Below are 18,747 nucleotides of genomic sequence, written 5' to 3'. Positions count from 1 at the left end.
AAACTTAGTGCAGGATAAAAATCTTTGCGTGCTTTGCGGTAAAGATAATTAAACACCTCAACGGAGAATAATCCAAAAATCAATCTTCATCCTTATTAAATTTATAATTTGTTATTCCGAAAAGTAAAATTATTTGCGAAAACGTTATATTTGCGTTACTAAAAACAACACATAATGAATCCAAAAATATTAATCATTGGTGCTTGCGGTCAAATCGGAACGGAGCTTACCCAAAAACTACGCAAACTATACGGAACAGAAAATGTAATTGCATCTGACATTCGTAAATTAAATACTGACGTTGTTAATTCTGGTCCTTTTGAAGTAGTAAATGCCTTAGATTTCAATCAAATCGAGCACCTTGTAGAGGTTCATAAAATAACTGATATTTATTTAATGGCTGCTTTATTATCGGCTACTGCCGAAAAGAATCCAGCATTTGCCTGGGATTTAAACATGAACTCTTTATTTCACGTTTTAAACTTAGCCAAGGCAAATAAAATAAAAAAGATTTTCTGGCCATCTAGTATTGCTGTTTTTGGACCAACTACTCCAAAAGAAAACACTCCACAATATACTGTCATGGAACCTTCGACTGTATACGGAATTAGTAAACAAGCTGGTGAAAGATGGTGCGAATACTACCATAACATATATGGTGTCGATGTAAGAAGTATCCGTTATCCTGGTTTAATTAGCTGGTCTACACCTCCAGGTGGTGGAACAACAGATTATGCTGTTGATATTTTTTATAAAGCTATTGCCGATAAAAAATACGAATGTTTCTTATCATCTGAAACTAAAATGCCAATGATGTATATGGATGATGCTATAGAAGCAACTATAAATATCATGAAAGCCCCTGCTGAAAAGATCAAAATTCACTCCTCTTACAATTTGGCAGCAATGAGTTTTACTCCTACTGAAATTGCTAATGAAATTAAGAAACATATTCCTGAATTTACGATTTCATACAATCCAGACTTCCGTCAAAAAATTGCTGATAGCTGGCCTGCTAGCATCGACGATAGTTCGGCTAGAGAAGATTGGGATTGGAATCATACTTTCGACCTTGAGTCAATGACTAAAGATATGCTGGAGCATTTAGGTAACAAAAAATAAACATCGCCTTTATACGATAAAAGTCCATTTTTAAAAGGAATTCCTTTTGAAAATGGACTTTTCTTTTTTTACCAAACAGATCCTTTCCTTTTAATTACAAACAATATTTGTCATTTAAAATTTGATTGCTTTATATTTTTCTTATTTTTGATTTAGCTATGAATAACTCAATAATTCATACAAAATCATCAATCAAATCACAATAAAAACGTTAATCAAATGACAAATTCTTATCATCCTGTCGAACAAAGCAAAAGAACTGCTATTGTCGACATTCTTCGGGGCTGGGCCATATTAGGCGTTGCAATTGGCAATTATTCCGGTTTACCACACATTAATCTACCACAAGAAACTAAGAATAGTATGTTATCTGAAATACTATCTAATTTTGATCAGTTTTTTTTCTCTGGAAAATCCTGGACTTTATTAACAATCTTGTTTGGTTATGGCTTTGCAATTTTAATTAATAATGTCGCTGCGAAAGGCAAAAATCCAGTTACTTTTTTTAGCTGGCGAATGATATTGCTTTTTGGTTTGGCTTTTATTAATTGTATTTTTTGGTTTGGCGACATCTTAAAAGATTATGCTTTTCTAGGACTTGTATTATTGTTTTTTTACAAATGTTCTGCAAAGACATTAAGTATAATCTGTACAGTTCTTATTCTTATCATTCCTTTTTTAATGGCCTATATCAAAGGTTTTAACTTCGAAAGAATAGATATTATCTCCAATCCTGAATATTTAAAATTATACCATTCCGGAAACTGGCTGGACTTTTTTAAGTTTAATCTATTGGCTTCTTATTACCAGCAAATCGTTTCGCCTGGTTATGCCATTATAGCACATATTGTAATGCTGGCTTGTATGCTTTTTGGGGTTCTGCTTCAAAAATTAGATTTTTTTAATCGTTTAAACGAAAAGAAAAAACTTTTAAAATATGTACTTATAATCAGTCTGATTATTGCCGTTATAATTGGTATTGTTTTTTTCTTTGCTATTGAAAACAAAGCTGGCTTCCTCAAATTCTTCCACCCCTATTACTGGCTTATTTTAAGTACAATGGTTTTTATTGCAACGGGAATATGCTTACTATATGAAAATGGTAAACTAAAAACGATCTTCAAATATTTTAGTGCTGGCGGAAAAATGACTTTGACAAATTATATATCTCAAAATATACTCGTTGCCTTTAATTTCTCTGGAATTGGTTTAAATATTGAGAATTCCTTTCCGTATTGGTTTTACTTTTTATTAGCTGTTTTTGTTTTTATAATTCAATTATTTATTAGCAAATGGTGGCTTTCTAAATACAATTATGGACCAATTGAGTGGCTATGGAGATGTGCAAGTTATAGAGAATTATTTCCGTTTAAAAAACAAAAACAGAACACCTTTATTTCTGAAACTAATGCAGAAGCAGCAGAATAATCATCTCAATAAAAAAACCATTTATAAAAACTACAAATTCAGTTAATTATATGACAAATTCATTTCAACCAGTTCAGGAAAACAAAAGAACTGCCATCGTAGATATTTTAAGAGGATGGGCGTTATTAGGGGTTGTAATAGGTAACTATGTCGATTATCGTTATGTAGGATTAGAAAGCGCTGTTCTTAAAAAAGGCCCTTTTTCTGAAGTAATCGCTGCAATTAATCAATATTTTTTTGCCGCCAAATCCTGGACATTACTAAGCGTTTTATTTGGTTATGGTTTTGCAGTACTTATTAATAATGTGGCAAGTAAAGGCAAAAATCCAGTTTTGTTTTTTTGCTGGAGAATGGTTATTCTCTTTATACTTGCTTTTATTAACTCTGCTTTTTGGTTTGGCGATATCTTGAAAGATTATGCCTTTTTGGGTCTATTTCTTTTATTGTTTTACAAAAGTTCTAAAAAAACAATACTTATAACCTGCGCAATACTCTTTTTGACTATTCCGTTTCTTACGGCCTATATCAATTCAATTAAACAGAATTTACCCGATGTACAATCGAATGCTGGTTATTTAAAATTATTTTACTCAGGCAATTGGCTGGATTTATTTCAATTTAATTTGCTAGGTACTTATTATAGCGAAATGATTAATCTGGTATATGCCGTTACGGTACATGTAGTAATGTTTGCTTGCATGCTTTTAGGTTTTTATGCTCAAAAAATTAACTTCTTTAATCGTTTACCAGAATTTAAAAAACTATTAAAAAGAACCATTATAACAACTTTTATTATTGCGCTAGTATTCGGTTTTCTTTTAATAACGGCAATAAATTATAAGTTAGCTTTCCTTAAATATTTCCATCCAATATTCTGGTTAATAATAAATACTATGCTATTTATTGCATCGGGAATATGCTTGCTTTATACAAATGGTAAACTAAAAACAGTTTTTAGCTATTTTAACGTGAGTGGAAAAATGACATTGACCAATTATATGGTTCAAAACATTCTGGCTACCTTTATTTTTTCGGGTATTGGCTTAAAAATCTACAATACATTACCTTATTGGTTTTACTTTTTTCTTGCGGTAGCATTATTCATAGTTCAGCTTTTTATAAGCAAATGGTGGCTTTCTAGGTACAACTATGGTCCTGTCGAATGGTTATGGAGATCTGCCAGTTATAGACAGTTTTTCCCTTTTAAAAAACAAAAACAGAACATTGTTATTTCTGAAACTAATACGGAAGTAGTAAAATAATCATTTTTTAAGAAAACCATTTTTTAAATAAAAAGCCCTTAAAGAACAATATGTCTTTAAGGGCTTTTTTATTGAATAAGAGCAAAGATTTACTTCACTTCATAAACATTATTCGCAGCTTTAATATCAGCCATTAATCCGCTTGGATCAATAGTGATTTTCTTAATTGTGCTTTTGCTTTTTGAGATTGTCAAATTATAAGTTGGCATTGCCCAAGCCCAGTCATTTGAAACCGTTCTTTTCATAGAAGGATTAGGATTTTCTTTTATGAAATTCATCATTCGTAACGGAATGTAAAAACTCTCTTTAGTTCCATCTGTATATTCTACAGTTAAATCAATAGGCATTGGCATTCTTCCAATTCTTTCTAAAGTTACAACTGTTTTATCTCCACTATCAGCTACGTCTTTAATACCGTAATCAATAGTATTAGTAGTTCCTGTCCAATCGATTAAATACCAATCTAACTCTGCTCCAGAAACACGCTCAGCAGTTCTCTTAATATCGTTTGGTGATGGGTGCTTGAATTTAAAATCACTATAATATTTTTTTAGCGTTTTATCTAGATTGTTTTCACCAATCAAATATCCTAATTGAGATAAAAAGATACTTCCTTTTACATAAGAAGAAATACTATATGGTCTGTTCTCATCATAACGATCACCATGTGTAGTTTGTGGTTGCTCTTTACCAGATTCTACCAATTTATAATACGCTGCATAATTTCCTTTAAATGGATTTTCTACTTTTTTATCTCCAGCTAATTCATTCAAAGCTAAATCTTCTATGTAAGTTGTAAAACCTTCATCCATCCATGGGTGCTTAGATTCATTTGAAGCCAAAACATGCTGGAACCAAGAATGTCCTAACTCATGCGTTGCCGTTCCTAAGATTCCTTCAAGAGTTCCGTTTCCTAACATTAGAGTACACATTGCATATTCCATTCCGCCATCTCCACCTTGAATAAATGAATATTGTTTGTATGGATATGGTCCTACTTTATGATCATAAAAATCCATTACTTTCACCATTAATGGCTCTAGTTTCTTCCAGTTTTCTGTAGTTTTTGGATTGTTTTTGTATAAGAAATGTAAATCAACATCATTTGGTCCTTTTACCACATCATGAGTGTATTCTTTATCGGCAGCCCAAGTAAAATCATGTACCATTGGTGCTACAAAATGCCAGGTAAGTGTTTTTGTTTTTTTAGGATAAACTACTGTAACACCAGCATCTTCATATCCATGACCAATTTCATTTTTGTTTTGCAAATATCCAGAACCTCCGATTGTGTAGTCTTTGTCGATTGTAATTTTTACGTCAAAATTTCCCCAAACTCCATGAAATTCTCTTGCGATATAAGGATCTGCATGCCAACCTTCAAAATCAAATTCGGCTAATTTAGGATACCACTGAGACATTGACAAAGCAACACCTTCTGAGTTATTTCTTCCTGCACGGCGAATTTGTACTGGAACTTGTCCGTCAAAGTCTAATGTAAAAGTAGTTTTTGAGTTTGGTAAAATTGGCTTAGCCAAAGTAACTTCCATAATAGTTCCCGAAACTCTTGTTGTAGCATTTACACCATCTTGCTTGAAATTGGTAATATTAAGAAAACCTATTTCATTAGGTTTTAAAGTTTTCATGCGGCTTTCTTTAACATCTTTGCCATCAACTTTTACCTTATTTATCATTCTTCCATCAGGATCTTTTATAGTCTGGATTCTTGCATCCATCTCACTTCCTGGCTGAAATGCATTAAAAAACAAATGGTAAAATACTTTTCTCAAAGTATCTGGCGAGTTATTAGTATAAACCAATTCTTGCTTGCCTTTGTACAGATAGTCTTTTACATCCATCGATACATCCATTTTATAATCTACATGTTGTTGCCAATAAGGTGCATTTTGAGCAACTAGTGAGCCAAAACTAAGGCTCAAAAAAGAAAGTAATATAATTTTTCGCATGGGCTATATAATAAAAATGGAAGGGTTGCCACCCTTCCATCGGATTAATATTCTTTACAATTTATTTTTTTGACATTTTTTCTGCCATCAATAACGCATTATAAGCATTCACCATTTTAGCCGTTTTTGACGACTCTGACGATGAAACAGCTACTGGTTTTTCTGCTGGATTTGGATTTTCACCCAAAACTACCATCGACGGAAGCAAAACACCAGAATCCATCAATATATGTTTTACTTGTGAAGCTTTTAATTTTGGATAGTACGAACGAATTAAAGCTGCAACTCCCGCTGCATTTGGAGCGGCCATCGATGTTCCTTGCAAATATTTATATTTGTTATTTGGAACTGTTGCATAGATTTCTTCTCCTGGAGCATAAACATCAACATTTATTTTTCCAAAATTAGAGAAACTAGCAATTACATTTTCTCCGTATACTTTATTAATTGCTCCAATTGTAATTAAATTATCTGCAAACTCTTTTATGTTATCTTCAGAGTCATTTGGGTAATTGATGTTTTTCTCAATATCTATATTGTATCCATCATTTCCAGCTGCGTGTACAATTAGCACATCTTTTTTAGCAGCATATTTTATGGCATCATAAACCCATTTTTTATGTGGAGAAAAGCTTTTCCCAAAACTTCCGTTAATTACTTTTGCTCCATTATCTACTGCATAACGTATTGCCAATGCAATGTCTTTATCATACTCATCTCCATCTGGAACAGCTCTTACAGTCATAATTTCGACATTATTAGCAACTCCGTCTCCACCTAAATTGTTATGACGAACCTGAGCTACAATACCTGCTACGTGAGTTCCGTGTAATGCTTTTTCTTTATCTGGTCCTGTAACATTGTTATTACCATAACGAGTATTTTTAATATCCTCTGGATTATCACCTACAATTTTACGACCATCAAATTCTTTATTCAAATTATAATTTAACTGATCATAAACCTGAGCTCTATATTCTTCAAAATCTGCTTCAGGATTAAAAGTTGGACCTGCATTACCAAAAATTTGGGTCATTATCATTTTAGCTCTAAGTACTTTTGAATCTGTAGAGCTAATTGTACTTAAATCTTCAAGATTGTAGTTTTCTTTATTCAAAGCTGTTTTCACAGTCTTGTGTACTTCTAGTAAAAAATCTACTTGTTCTTTATCTTTTAAAGCTTTCTCGTATTTTTCATTGTACTGTGCCAATGCGTTTTTATATTCAGCAGAGCCATCGTCACCTTTCTTTACGATACGAGTCATTTCTATATTCTCGTTTACAGCATCACCAAGAAAGTTCCATCCATGAACATCATCTATAAAACCATTCTTATCATCATCGATTCCGTTACCAGGAATTTCTTTTGTATTCGTCCAGATGTTTCCTTGTAAATCTTCGTGTTCTATATCTACACCCGAATCAACAATTCCTACGATTACCTTTACTCCTTTTTTGTCTTTTAGTAATTCGGCATACGCTTTATCAACACTCATTCCGGGGATAGTATCTTTTACTAAATCCAGATGACTCCATCTTTTTAAATCATTTTCAGAAAGTGGGGCTTTTTTTACAATAACTAAAGGTGCAGTAATCGTTTCTTTAGAAGTTGAAACTTGTGCCTGTACAGTTGCACTACTAGCTAAAGCAAGTAATACCCAAGCAGATATGTAAATAGGTTTAATACTATTCATTTATGTAAATTTAATAAAAGTTAAAATATGGGCCTAAATTATGATTTTTGTTACAAAAAAAAGACAGATTAACAATCTGTTAGGAATCTGATTTAATCTTTTCTTGACAAAATGAAACGGCTCAAATATAAACATTCTTTAAGAAATGAAAATACTGAATCTAATTACAATCTGATAAATAATATTTTAACACGAAATCATTTGTAATTTGTATCATTGCATATTCTAATTCAAATAGTTAAAATTATGATTAAAAAACTACTCTTTATTATTTTCTTGGCATTTTCCTCAACTTATGCTCAAACTACTACTGTCCCAACATACGTACCGAAGGACGGATTACTTGCTTATTTCCCTTTTAATGGTAATGCAAATGATGCAAGCGGAAGTGGAAGCGACGGAAATCCTACAGATGTTACTCTAACTACCGATCGTTTTGGAGTTGCCAATACAGCCTACTCTTTTAATGGCATCAGCAGTAATATTAATGCTCTAATAACTAATATTCCTCAAAACAATTCTCCAAGAACAATTTCGGGATGGTTCAAGACAAATGATGCCTTTACATCCCCAGACAAATATGAAATTTGTATTTTTAACTATGGTATTTTAGCAAAAACACAAAGACTTTCTCTTTCTGTTTACTCAAAGGGATACCTCAATGTAGTAAATGGCCCTGTTTTTTCTGACGGCTCTTTTTATGTAAACAACTTTGATTATTCAAACAATAACTGGTATTTCTACACACTTACATACGATGGAACTAAAGCTTCATTATTTATCAATGGCGAATTTGTATCTGAAAATCTTATAAGCTTAAACACTACAGGCAATACTTTCAAAATAGGACAAAGAATTCCTGGGGATACTACAGATGAAAGCTTCAAAGGTAAAATAGATGATATTGGAATTTGGAATCGTGTTTTAACTCCAACAGAGATCAACGCTTTATATGAGTCTGGTGACACAAGCAGTTTTTACACATTAATCCCCGACGCAAACTTTGAGAAAAAGTTAATTGCGTTAGGACTTGATTCTGGTCCTATTAATGGAAAAGTCATGACCGCAAATATTTCATCTATAACTTCCTTAGACGTATCTGCCAGCCAGATATCCGATTTAACTGGAATTGAAAGCTTTGCCGCTTTACAAGTCCTTAATTGCAGAGCTAATTACTTAACAAATTTAAAGATATCCAAAAATAATGCTCTGACATATTTAAACTGTAGCAGCAATCGACTAACAAATTTGGATATTTCTAGTAACATTAATTTAAAAACTTTAAGCTGTGATAACAATCAATTAACCAGTTTAGATGCCTCTAGCAACATTGCTTTAACAACTTTATATTGTAGTTCCAATAGCGCACTAACAAATTTGAATGTTTCTAAAAATACTGCTTTAACATATTTAAAATGTAATGCTAATAAGTTGACATCTTTGAATGTTTCCAATAATACTGCTTTAACAAATTTAAATTGTAGTGACAATAAATTAACTAATCTAGATGTTGAAAAGAACGTCTCTCTAAATATTTTATACGTAGCGGTCAATCAATTAACAAATTTAAATCTTTCTAAGAATGTTAACTTAACAGAATTATATTGCGGCGTAAACCAATTAACTAATTTAGATCTTTCAAAAAATATTGCTTTAACAAATTTCGACTGTAGTGAAAACCTATTATTAGCAAGTCTTAATTTAAAAAACGGAAAAAATACGCTTTTAAAAAGTTCAAATTTGGGATTCATTTATAATCCACAATTAACCTGTATTCAAGTAGATGATGTAGCATATTCTGATGCAAATTGGTCAAGCAAAAAAGATGCTAAAGCAACTTTTAGTACCGATTGTTCTCCAAAATACATACTACTACCTGACAATAATTTTGAACAAAAATTAATTGATTTAGGAATTGATACAGATGGCTTAAACGGAAAAATTTCCAATTCAAATATAAGCACGATCACCTCTCTGAATCTTTCAAATAGTAATATTTCAGATTTAGCAGGTATTGAAAATTTCACATCGTTAACGGATTTAGATTGTAGTAATAATCAATTAACGACTCTAAACCTGAATCAAAATCTACTTTTAGAAACACTTAATGCGTCTTCTAACCAAATTACTACATTGGATTTATCAAAAAACACCAATCTTAAAATCATATACATTGCAAACAATCCGCTAGTAGCATTAAACATACGAAATGGAAATAATACAAAACTTATTGTACCATCAAAAGCTGGAAAAAGAACTGCTATTAGCACAAGTTTTCTAGGTCTTAATAAGCTTGGCTGCATTCAGGTAGATGATGAGGAATACTCAAACGCCAATTGGTCAAATATAAAAGAACCAACCACGATTTATTCAAACACTTGTAAAACTTTGGGCGTTGAAGAATCCGTATTCGATAAAGTTGTGATTTATCCTAACCCAACAATAGGAGAATTACACATTAATAACATTTTGTTAAATAAAGCAACTGTTTATGATTCATTAGGCAAATTGATAAAAACAACGACTTTCAGCACTGGTAATAATGACAATGTAATTCATTTGGCTGGTTTGCCAAAAGGTACTTATTATGTATATCTAGAAAGCGAAGGTGCAAATACTGCTAAAAAAGTTATCGTAGAATAATCTCAATTAGTTAAAACTAAAAAAATCCCATTTTCGTTATATCGAAAATGGGATTTTTTTAGTTTTAAGTTTTCTTTTAAAGAATCTCTTCACAAGTAAAAACATCTTTAAGGCGAACACCTTTTTCAGTATGTTCTACAGTTATGATTTGATTGTGTGCATCATGTTCCAAAAACAAATAGTAATTATTATCTGCTGCAGCGTTTAAGAATTTTGCTTTTTCAGGTAGCGTTAACAAAGGTCGAGTATCATATCCCATAACATACGGCAACGGAATATGTCCGGCTGTAGCCAATAAATCGGCGCAAAAAACAATTATTTTATCTTGGTACTGAATATGCGGAATCATTTGTTTTTCGGTATGACCATCGGCAAAGAAAATACCAAAGCCAAGTTCAGATGTTGGAAGAAAATCTGTTTCTGGTCTTTTTATAAAATTTAATTGTCCGCTTTCTTGCATTGGCAAAATATTCTCGGATAAGAAAGAAGCTTTCTCACGAGCATTAGGTTTCGTTGCCCATTCCCAATGATTTTCGTTACTCCAGAATTTTGCATTTTTAAACGCTGGTTCATACCCTGTTTTATCAGCATTCCATTGTACACTTCCTCCACAATGATCAAAATGCAAATGCGTCATAAAAACATCGGTAATATCATCTCGATGAAACCCATATTGAGCCAATGATTTATCTATAGAGTGTGAGCCCCAAAGCGAATAATACCCAAAAAACTTTTCAGTTTGCTTATCACCCATTCCAGTATCAATCAGAATAAGTCGATTACCATCTTCAATAAGCAAACATCTTGCGGCGATATCTATTAAATTGTTAGCATCGGCTGGGTTGGTTTTATTCCAAATAGTTTTAGGCACAACACCAAACATTGCACCACCATCTAATTTAAAATTTCCAGTTTCTATAGGATATAACTTCATTATATTTTTTATTATAAAATTAAACATCAAAAAAGCAAAATCACGATATATTCAAAAAAACTATCAAATAGCGTCTTAAATTATCAAAACCTCAAACTTTTTAAATAATCCTGCAATTTAACAAAATCCTTTTGCATTAAATGAAATCAAATAGACTTTATCTATTTTAACATTAATTATAAAAATGTTAAGCGTTATGGAAAAAGGTTTTTATATAGTATCTTTGCGCATAATTTAGACAATAATCTATATAACAATGATAAAGGTTTCAGATACTGCCAAAAAGAAAATTATCGACTTGATGCAAGACGATGGTTTTGATGCCGCACATGACTACGTGAGAGTAGGCGTGAAAAGTGGTGGGTGCTCCGGTTTATCATATGATCTAAAATTTGATAAAACCAAAGGAGACGACGATAAAATATTCGTAGACAATGATATAACTATTGCTGTCGAGAAAAAATCATTTCTGTATTTAGCTGGAACAATATTAGAGTTCTCAGGTGGATTAAACGGAAAAGGATTTGTATTTAATAATCCAAACGCAAGCAGAACTTGTGGTTGTGGAGAATCTTTTTCTCTATAAATAATTAAATGATTGCAAAATTTAAAGATTTAAAAATTGCGTAAGTGATTTTGATATTTAAATCCTTCAATTTTTAAATCTTTCAATAAAAAAACAATGAGCAAATACACAGAAGACGATTTAAAAATCGAACTCGAAACTAAAGAATACGAATACGGATTTTATACAAATATAGAATCGGATACGTTTCCTATTGGGCTAAACGAAGATATAGTTCGTGCCATTTCTCTAAAAAAAGAAGAACCTCAATGGATGACCGATTGGCGTATTGAAGCTTTTCGTGCATGGGAAGAAATGATTGAACCAGAATGGGCAAATGTACATTATCAAAAACCCGATTTCCAGGCTATTTCATACTACTCTGCTCCTAAACAAGTAGATCCAAATAAAACATTAGACGATGTTGATCCGGAACTTTTAGAAATGTACAAAAAGTTAGGAATCTCTGTCGATGAACAAAAAATGATGAACAATGTCGCTATGGATATTGTTGTCGATTCTGTTTCTGTTGCAACTACTTTCAAAAAAACATTGGGAGAAAAAGGTATTATTTTTTGCCCAATTTCAGAAGCAATTAAAGAGCATCCAGAATTAGTTCGTAAATATTTAGGAACAGTTGTACCACAAAAAGACAATTTTTATGCTGCATTAAATTCTGCAGTATTCTCAGATGGTTCATTCTGTTATATTCCAAAAGGCGTTCGTTGCCCAATGGAACTTTCAACTTATTTCCGAATCAATCAAGCAGGAACAGGACAATTCGAAAGAACATTGGTTATTGCTGACGAAGGAAGTTATGTATCATACCTAGAAGGTTGTACAGCACCAAGCCGTGACGAAAATCAATTACACGCTGCTGTAGTAGAATTAATCGCTCTTGATGATGCTGAAATTAAATACTCAACTGTTCAAAACTGGTATCCAGGAAATAAAGAAGGAAAAGGTGGGGTTTTTAATTTTGTAACCAAAAGAGGTTTATGCGAAACTAACGCAAAAATTTCATGGACTCAGGTTGAAACTGGTTCTGCCGTTACTTGGAAATATCCTTCTTGTGTTTTAAAAGGCGACAATTCGGTAGGTGAATTTTATTCGATTGCCGTTACCAATAATCACCAACAAGCGGATACTGGAACAAAAATGATTCATTTAGGAAAAAATACTAAATCGACCATCATTTCAAAAGGTATTTCGGCTGGAAAATCACAAAACAGCTACCGCGGATTAGTGCAAATAAGTGCTCGAGCAGATAATGCCAGAAACTTTTCTCAATGTGACTCCCTTTTAATGGGTAACAATTGCGGTGCACACACTTTCCCTTATATCGAAAGTAAAAATCCTTCTGCAAAAATAGAACACGAAGCTACAACAAGTAAAATTGGTGAAGACCAAGTATTTTACTGTAACCAACGTGGAATTCCAACTGAAAAAGCAATTGCATTAATTGTAAACGGTTTCAGTAAAGACGTTTTAAATAAACTTCCAATGGAATTTGCTGTAGAGGCACAAAAATTATTAGAAATTTCTTTGGAAGGTTCTGTAGGATAGAAATTGTTTAAAGTTTAAAGTTTAAAGTTTTAAAACTGCTTTAAACTTCGAATATAACTTTAAACAAAATATAAATGGCAACAATAACAAGATTTGAAGATTTAGACATTTGGCAAGAAGCTCGAAGATTAGCCAAAGAAATTCAGATTATTGCTACTGAAACCGAATTGAAAAACGATTTTAGATTTAGAGATCAAATAAAAGCATCATCAGGTTCAATAATGGATAACATTGCTGAAGGATTTGAAAGAAACGGTAATTTAGAATTTAGACAATTTTTATCGATTGCAAAAGGTTCTGCCGGAGAAACGAGATCTCAATTATACCGAGCTTTTGATTATAATTATATTAACGTAGATAAATTTGAAATCCTGAAAAAAGATTTTGAAAATCTAAGTGGAAGAATAAACAATTTTATATCATATTTAAACAAGAAAGATTTTAAAGGAACAAAGTTCCAGTAAACACGGGAACTTTAAACTTTAAACCTTAAACAAAGAAAACATGTTATCAATAAAAAACCTTCACGCCTCAATTGGCGATAAAGAAATTCTTAAAGGAATAAACATAGAAGTTAAAGCTGGCGAAGTACATGCCATCATGGGACCAAACGGTTCTGGAAAAAGTACACTTTCGGCAGTAATTGCCGGAAACGAAAACTACGAAGTAACACAAGGTGAGGTTTTTCTTGACGGAGAAGATTTAGCCGATTTAGCACCAGAAGAAAGAGCACACAAAGGTGTTTTCCTTTCTTTTCAATATCCTGTAGAAATCCCAGGAGTTAGTGTAACTAACTTTATGAGAACTGCAATCAATGAGACTCGCAAAGCAAACGGACAAGAGGAAATGCCAGCTAACGAAATGCTGAAAGTGATTCGCGAGAAATCTGAATTATTAGAAATTGACCGTAAGTTTTTATCACGTTCTCTTAACGAAGGTTTTTCTGGTGGAGAGAAAAAACGTAATGAAATTTTTCAAATGGCAATGTTGGAGCCAAAACTAGCAATCCTTGACGAAACAGATTCAGGTTTAGATATCGATGCATTAAGAATCGTTGCTAATGGTGTTAACAAACTAAAAAGCGACAAAAATGCAATTATTGTTATCACACACTACCAACGTCTACTAGACTATATCGTTCCTGATTTCGTTCACGTACTTTACAACGGAAAAATTGTAAAATCTGGCGGGAAAGAATTGGCTTACGAGCTTGAAGAAAAAGGATACGACTGGATTAAAGCAGAAAATTAGTTTGCAGTTACAGTTTACAGTTTGCAAAACTCATAACTTATAACTCATAACTTACAACTAACAAAAATGGATTTAAAAGAAAAATTAGTATCGTCTTTTATGGCTTTTGAAGAAAGTGTTGATGTCAATTCAGATCTTCACGAAATCAGAACACAAGCGATAAAAAACTTCGAAAATAAAGGTTTCCCAACTAAAAAAGAAGAAGCTTGGAAATATACATCGTTAAATGCCATCCTAAAAAATGACTTTACAGTATTTCCAAAACAAGAAAATGCAATCGAATTTAATCATGTAAAGAAATACTTCTTACATGAAATAGACACTTATAAAGTAGTTTTTATTGATGGTGTTTTTAGCTCGCATTTATCTTCTACCACACATGATGGAATTGATGTTTGTTTGATGTCTTCAGCATTGACCAAACCTAAATATAAAATGGTTATTGATAAGTACTTTAATCAAATAGCAAATAAAGAAGATAGTTTAACTTCTTTAAACACTGCATTTGCAATTGAAGGAGCTTATATCAATATCCCTAAAAAGAAAGTAGCTGCTAAACCTATCGAGATTATGTATTTCTCAACAGGGAATGAAGCTGCACTTATGGTTCAACCAAGAAACTTGGTAATTGTGGGTGAAAATTCACATGTACAAATTATTGAACGCCACCAAAGTTTAAATGAGAATCCTGTTTTAACCAATGCTGTTACAGAGATTTTTACAGAAAAACGTGCCATTATTGATTATTACAAGATTCAAAATGATAATAGCGAAGCCAATTTGATTGACAATACTTATGTTTCACAACAACAAGAAAGTCACGCATCGGTTCACACATTTTCTTTTGGCGGAAACTTAACCCGAAACAATCTGAATTTCTATCACTTTGGAGAAAGGTTAACAAGTACGTTAAACGGAATAACAATTATTGGCGAGAAACAACACGTAGATCATTATACTTTAGTAAAACACTCTACTCCAAATTGCGAAAGTTTCCAGGATTACAAAGGAATCTTTACAGACCGTTCAATAGGTGTTTTCAACGGAAAAGTATTGGTTGAAAAAGAAGCGCAAAAAACAAATGCATTTCAAAAAAGCAACAATATTTTATTGAGCGATAAAGCAACTATAAATGCAAAACCTCAATTAGAAATTTTTGCTGATGATGTAAAATGTTCTCATGGTTGTACAGTTGGACAATTAGACGAAACAGCAATGTTCTACATGCAATCTCGTGGAATCCCTCAAAAAGAAGCCAAAGCATTGCTAATGTATGCATTCTCGAATGCCGTTATCGAAAGCATCAAAATACCAGAATTAAAAAAACGAATCACCACGATTATAGCTAGCAAACTAGGTGTAAAAATGGGATTTGATTTATAGAGGATTTTAACCGCAAAACTTTAAAGTTTTAAACGCAAAGTTCGCAAAGGTTTACGCAAAGGGCGCTAAGTTTAGTAATTAAACTCTGCGCCCTTTGCGATTTCTTTTACTTTGCGAACTTTGCGGTTAATTTTTTATTTAATGGCAGAAACTACCTCCTTCAAAAATACATTAAAATCAAATTCGAGATCATCTGTCAAGCCCATTCTTACTATTACTAAATCCAAAGATGGAATAATAAATACTTTCTGACCTTGAAAACCGCTACAGTAAAACATATCTCGTGGTGCATCTTTATACTTTCCACCGGCATTTAACCAAAATTGAGCCCCGTAATCACCATTTGATGTATTGGTAGGCGTAGATACATATTTCACCCAACTTTCGTCAAGAATTTGCTCTCCATTCCAGTTTCCTTTATGCAAATATAACAAACCTAATTTCGACCAATCTCTTGTTGTAGCCCAAGCATATGACGAACCTACATAATTCCCAACCATATCCGTTTCGATAACTGCCGAGTTCATTCCGATTTTATCTATTAAAGCCGAATACCAAAAATCCAGATATTCCTGATGTGTCTTAAATTGTTTTCTCAAAATAGCCGATAGCAAATTGCTAGTTCCCGAAGAATAATTCCAGTGTGTATTAGGCTTAAACAAAGCTGGTTTTTCTAACTGCACTTTTGCCATATCTTCAGATTCAAAAAGCATAATAGTAGCATCACAAATTGTATTGTAATTTTCAACCCATTCTAAGCCCGAGTTCATATGAAGCAAATCGTTGGTTGTAATAACTTTACGTCCATCATTTTGCCATTCGGCTATGGGAGCTGGTTTATAAATATCAAACTTTTTTTGCTTTTGCAGAACCCCAAACATAGTTCCAGTAATACTTTTAGTCATAGACCACCCAAGTAATTTACTGTTTTTGGTAAAACCTGATTCGTACTTTTCAACTATCAATTTATCTTTATACAAAACCAAAACTGACCGTGTTCTTTTCGTTTTTCCTCCTGAAGCATCAAAAGCGTTTGCAACAGCTTTATTTAATTTTGCATAATCTATATTAGAAAACAAGGTATCTTTCGGTTCATTATTCCCATAAGGGAATGGTAAATTATTCACCAACTTCGTTCTTTTAGGAACTTCATATGGTTTAGATACATCAAAATTATCATTAATTAATGTAGCGCCGATGCCTTCACGGTAAATTGCTTTACGTTCTTTTAATCCGTAAACATTTGATGTAGCAAATTTCCCTTCTTCATTAATTTTACTTGTAGCCAAGTCGAGTAAAGGAATATCATTATCTCCTTTTTCTATAGATTCCAGCGAACGATTATCGATAAAATGACATGATGCAATACTTTTTGAAGTAAAGCCAGAAATCAAATCGAGTTTGGGATAAGTAGTAAATCTGAAATAAATAACAATGATAACCAGAAGAAGAACAAGTAGTTTTAAGATTTTTTTCATAATTGTACAGGTTAATTTACACTGCAATATAATTATAATTTCTTCACAAATTAACTTTGAATCCATTCAAAATCAAATACAAACCACTAAAAAATATCAAATCAGCAAGACAATATTGTATTTAATGTGATTATCTAAAACCAGAAAAGGAAATTTAGCAATTGCTACTTAAAACAATTTTGTTTTAGTACTTTTGTATGTAGAATTTTTCTAAATAAGATATGCTAGATATTCATAAAATAAGAGCTGAGTTTCCGATACTTTCACAAAAAGTAAACGGGAAACCTTTGGTATACTTTGATAACGGAGCAACATCACAAAAACCACAAGTTGTGATTGATGCAATTTCAAAATATTACCAAGAAATTAATGCAAACATACACCGTGGAGTACATACTTTGAGCCAGTTAGCAACCGATGCTTACGAAATTTCAAGAGTAAAAATCCAACATCATATTAATGCCAAACTTTTGCACGAAGTACTATTTACTTCGGGAACAACTCATGGAATTAATTTAGTCGCAAATGGTTTTGCTTCTATATTAAAACCTGGAGATGAAGTACTGGTTTCGGCGTTAGAGCATCACAGTAATATTGTGCCTTGGCAAATGTTGTGTGAGAAAACTGGTGCTATTCTTAAAGTGATTCCGATGACTCAGTCTGGAGAACTTGACATCACTGCATACGAATCTTTATTATCGGATAAAACCAAGATTGTAACTGTAAATCATATTTCGAATGCATTGGGAACAATCAATCCGATAAAACATATGATTGAGAAAGCCCATGCAGTTGGCGCAGCAGTTCTAATAGATGGTGCACAAGCCGTTCCACATTTAAAACCTGATGTTCAGGATTTAGATTGTGACTTTTATGCTTTTTCAGGACATAAAATGTGTGGATCAACAGGAACTGGAATTTTATATGGTAAAGAAAGTTGGCTAAATAAATTACCTCCTTATCAAGGTGGTGGTGAAATGATTAAAGAAGTTACTTTCGAAAAAACTACTTATGCTGATCTTCCTCATAAATTTGAAGCCGGAACGCCAAATATTGCTGGCGGAATTGTTTTAGGAACTGCGGTAGATTACATGAATAGCGTAGGTTTTGAGAATATTCAACAACAAGAAAATGAATTATTAGCTCATGCTACAAAACAATTACTTGAAATTGAAGGTTTAAGAATTTATGGTACTGGTAAAGAAAAAGCTTCCGTTATTTCATTTAATATCGACGGAATTCACCCATATGATATTGGTTCGATAATTGATAAATTAGGAATTGCAGTACGAACAGGACATCACTGTACTCAACCGATTATGAATTACTTTGAAATTCCGGGAACTGTAAGAGCATCTTTCTCTTTTTATAATACAAAAGAAGAAATTGATTTAATGGTCGAAGCAGTGAAAAAAGCCAAAACAATGCTATCTTAACAACACGACATATGAAAAT

At 32.4% G+C, this 18,747-nt stretch carries 14 protein-coding genes; 10 read left to right on the top strand and 4 right to left on the bottom strand.

Features of this window, described 5'->3' with window-relative positions; genetic code table 11:
- Window positions 1-174 precede the first annotated feature (174 nt).
- From AC3IPI_RS06370 to AC3IPI_RS06360, 3 genes are all read left to right on the top strand, one after another.
- The gene (locus AC3IPI_RS06370; RefSeq protein WP_489157873.1) at window positions 175-1,122 is read left to right on the top strand and encodes an L-threonine 3-dehydrogenase; all 948 of its coding nucleotides are present in this window, start codon (window positions 175-177) and stop codon (window positions 1,120-1,122) included.
- Window positions 1,123-1,341: 219 nt separating this feature from the next.
- The gene (locus tag AC3IPI_RS06365; RefSeq protein WP_489157871.1) at window positions 1,342-2,550 is read left to right on the top strand and encodes a DUF418 domain-containing protein; all 1,209 of its coding nucleotides are present in this window, start codon (window positions 1,342-1,344) and stop codon (window positions 2,548-2,550) included.
- A 50-nt stretch (window positions 2,551-2,600) separates the two neighbouring features.
- The gene (locus tag AC3IPI_RS06360; RefSeq protein WP_489157869.1) at window positions 2,601-3,812 is read left to right on the top strand and encodes a DUF418 domain-containing protein; all 1,212 of its coding nucleotides are present in this window, start codon (window positions 2,601-2,603) and stop codon (window positions 3,810-3,812) included.
- An 89-nt stretch (window positions 3,813-3,901) separates the two neighbouring features.
- On the opposite strand, the gene AC3IPI_RS06355 is transcribed toward AC3IPI_RS06360, so the two are convergent.
- Entirely contained in the window at window positions 3,902-5,779 is a 1,878-nt protein-coding gene (locus tag AC3IPI_RS06355) for a M1 family metallopeptidase (RefSeq protein WP_489157867.1), read from the bottom strand.
- Between the two features lie 61 nt (window positions 5,780-5,840).
- Complete coding sequence (locus tag AC3IPI_RS06350; RefSeq protein ID WP_489157865.1) at window positions 5,841-7,472, bottom strand: S8 family peptidase; 1,632 nt, start codon at window positions 7,470-7,472, stop codon at window positions 5,841-5,843.
- A 246-nt stretch (window positions 7,473-7,718) separates the two neighbouring features.
- Here AC3IPI_RS06350 and AC3IPI_RS06345 point away from each other — a divergent pair, with 246 nt between their 5' ends.
- The gene (locus AC3IPI_RS06345; protein WP_489157863.1) at window positions 7,719-10,115 is read left to right on the top strand and encodes a LamG-like jellyroll fold domain-containing protein; all 2,397 of its coding nucleotides are present in this window, start codon (window positions 7,719-7,721) and stop codon (window positions 10,113-10,115) included.
- A gap of 76 nt (window positions 10,116-10,191) precedes the next feature.
- On the opposite strand, the gene AC3IPI_RS06340 is transcribed toward AC3IPI_RS06345, so the two are convergent.
- Window positions 10,192-11,049, bottom strand: a complete 858-nt coding sequence (locus tag AC3IPI_RS06340) for an MBL fold metallo-hydrolase (RefSeq protein WP_489157861.1) — start codon at window positions 11,047-11,049, stop codon at window positions 10,192-10,194.
- 256 nt (window positions 11,050-11,305) lie between these two features.
- Here AC3IPI_RS06340 and AC3IPI_RS06335 point away from each other — a divergent pair, with 256 nt between their 5' ends.
- From AC3IPI_RS06335 to sufD, 5 genes are all read left to right on the top strand, one after another.
- A complete protein-coding gene (locus AC3IPI_RS06335) occupies window positions 11,306-11,635 on the top strand; it encodes a HesB/IscA family protein (RefSeq protein WP_035618328.1) in 330 nt (109 codons plus the stop codon).
- 96 nt (window positions 11,636-11,731) lie between these two features.
- Window positions 11,732-13,180, top strand: coding sequence for a Fe-S cluster assembly protein SufB (gene sufB, locus AC3IPI_RS06330; RefSeq protein WP_039113609.1), 1,449 nt, complete (start codon window positions 11,732-11,734; stop codon window positions 13,178-13,180).
- Between the two features lie 74 nt (window positions 13,181-13,254).
- The gene (locus AC3IPI_RS06325; RefSeq protein ID WP_086895333.1) at window positions 13,255-13,644 is read left to right on the top strand and encodes a four helix bundle protein; all 390 of its coding nucleotides are present in this window, start codon (window positions 13,255-13,257) and stop codon (window positions 13,642-13,644) included.
- A 40-nt stretch (window positions 13,645-13,684) separates the two neighbouring features.
- Entirely contained in the window at window positions 13,685-14,431 is a 747-nt protein-coding gene (gene sufC, locus AC3IPI_RS06320) for a Fe-S cluster assembly ATPase SufC (RefSeq protein WP_035618340.1), read from the top strand.
- A 66-nt stretch (window positions 14,432-14,497) separates the two neighbouring features.
- A complete protein-coding gene (gene sufD, locus AC3IPI_RS06315; RefSeq protein ID WP_039113603.1) occupies window positions 14,498-15,814 on the top strand; it encodes a Fe-S cluster assembly protein SufD in 1,317 nt (438 codons plus the stop codon).
- Window positions 15,815-15,948: 134 nt separating this feature from the next.
- Here sufD and AC3IPI_RS06310 read toward each other — a convergent pair whose 3' ends face one another.
- Entirely contained in the window at window positions 15,949-17,292 is a 1,344-nt protein-coding gene (locus tag AC3IPI_RS06310; RefSeq protein WP_489157857.1) for a serine hydrolase domain-containing protein, read from the bottom strand.
- Window positions 17,293-17,513: 221 nt separating this feature from the next.
- Between AC3IPI_RS06310 and AC3IPI_RS06305 the strand changes: the two genes are divergently transcribed.
- The gene (locus AC3IPI_RS06305) at window positions 17,514-18,728 is read left to right on the top strand and encodes an aminotransferase class V-fold PLP-dependent enzyme (RefSeq protein WP_489157855.1); all 1,215 of its coding nucleotides are present in this window, start codon (window positions 17,514-17,516) and stop codon (window positions 18,726-18,728) included.
- Window positions 18,729-18,747 lie beyond the last annotated feature (19 nt).

It is taken from the genome of Flavobacterium sp. GL_143, assembly GCF_057834355.1.
Note: the sequence above shows the minus strand (reverse complement) of the source record. Positions and strands in the feature narration are given on the sequence as shown.

Excerpts from the sequence above, each read along its gene's own strand:
- AC3IPI_RS06370 (WP_489157873.1), top strand. The coding sequence starts at position 175 with ATGAATCCAAAAATATTAATCATTGGTGCTTGCGGTCAAATCGGAACG.
- AC3IPI_RS06365 (WP_489157871.1), top strand. The coding sequence starts at position 1,342 with ATGACAAATTCTTATCATCCTGTCGAACAAAGCAAAAGAACTGCTATT.
- AC3IPI_RS06360 (WP_489157869.1), top strand. The coding sequence starts at position 2,601 with ATGACAAATTCATTTCAACCAGTTCAGGAAAACAAAAGAACTGCCATC.
- AC3IPI_RS06355 (WP_489157867.1), bottom strand. The coding sequence starts at position 5,779 with ATGCGAAAAATTATATTACTTTCTTTTTTGAGCCTTAGTTTTGGCTCA.
- AC3IPI_RS06350 (WP_489157865.1), bottom strand. The coding sequence starts at position 7,472 with ATGAATAGTATTAAACCTATTTACATATCTGCTTGGGTATTACTTGCT.
- AC3IPI_RS06345 (WP_489157863.1), top strand. The coding sequence starts at position 7,719 with ATGATTAAAAAACTACTCTTTATTATTTTCTTGGCATTTTCCTCAACT.
- AC3IPI_RS06340 (WP_489157861.1), bottom strand. The coding sequence starts at position 11,049 with ATGAAGTTATATCCTATAGAAACTGGAAATTTTAAATTAGATGGTGGT.
- AC3IPI_RS06335 (WP_035618328.1), top strand. The coding sequence starts at position 11,306 with ATGATAAAGGTTTCAGATACTGCCAAAAAGAAAATTATCGACTTGATG.
- sufB (WP_039113609.1), top strand. The coding sequence starts at position 11,732 with ATGAGCAAATACACAGAAGACGATTTAAAAATCGAACTCGAAACTAAA.
- AC3IPI_RS06325 (WP_086895333.1), top strand. The coding sequence starts at position 13,255 with ATGGCAACAATAACAAGATTTGAAGATTTAGACATTTGGCAAGAAGCT.
- sufC (WP_035618340.1), top strand. The coding sequence starts at position 13,685 with ATGTTATCAATAAAAAACCTTCACGCCTCAATTGGCGATAAAGAAATT.
- sufD (WP_039113603.1), top strand. The coding sequence starts at position 14,498 with ATGGATTTAAAAGAAAAATTAGTATCGTCTTTTATGGCTTTTGAAGAA.
- AC3IPI_RS06310 (WP_489157857.1), bottom strand. The coding sequence starts at position 17,292 with ATGAAAAAAATCTTAAAACTACTTGTTCTTCTTCTGGTTATCATTGTT.
- AC3IPI_RS06305 (WP_489157855.1), top strand. The coding sequence starts at position 17,514 with ATGCTAGATATTCATAAAATAAGAGCTGAGTTTCCGATACTTTCACAA.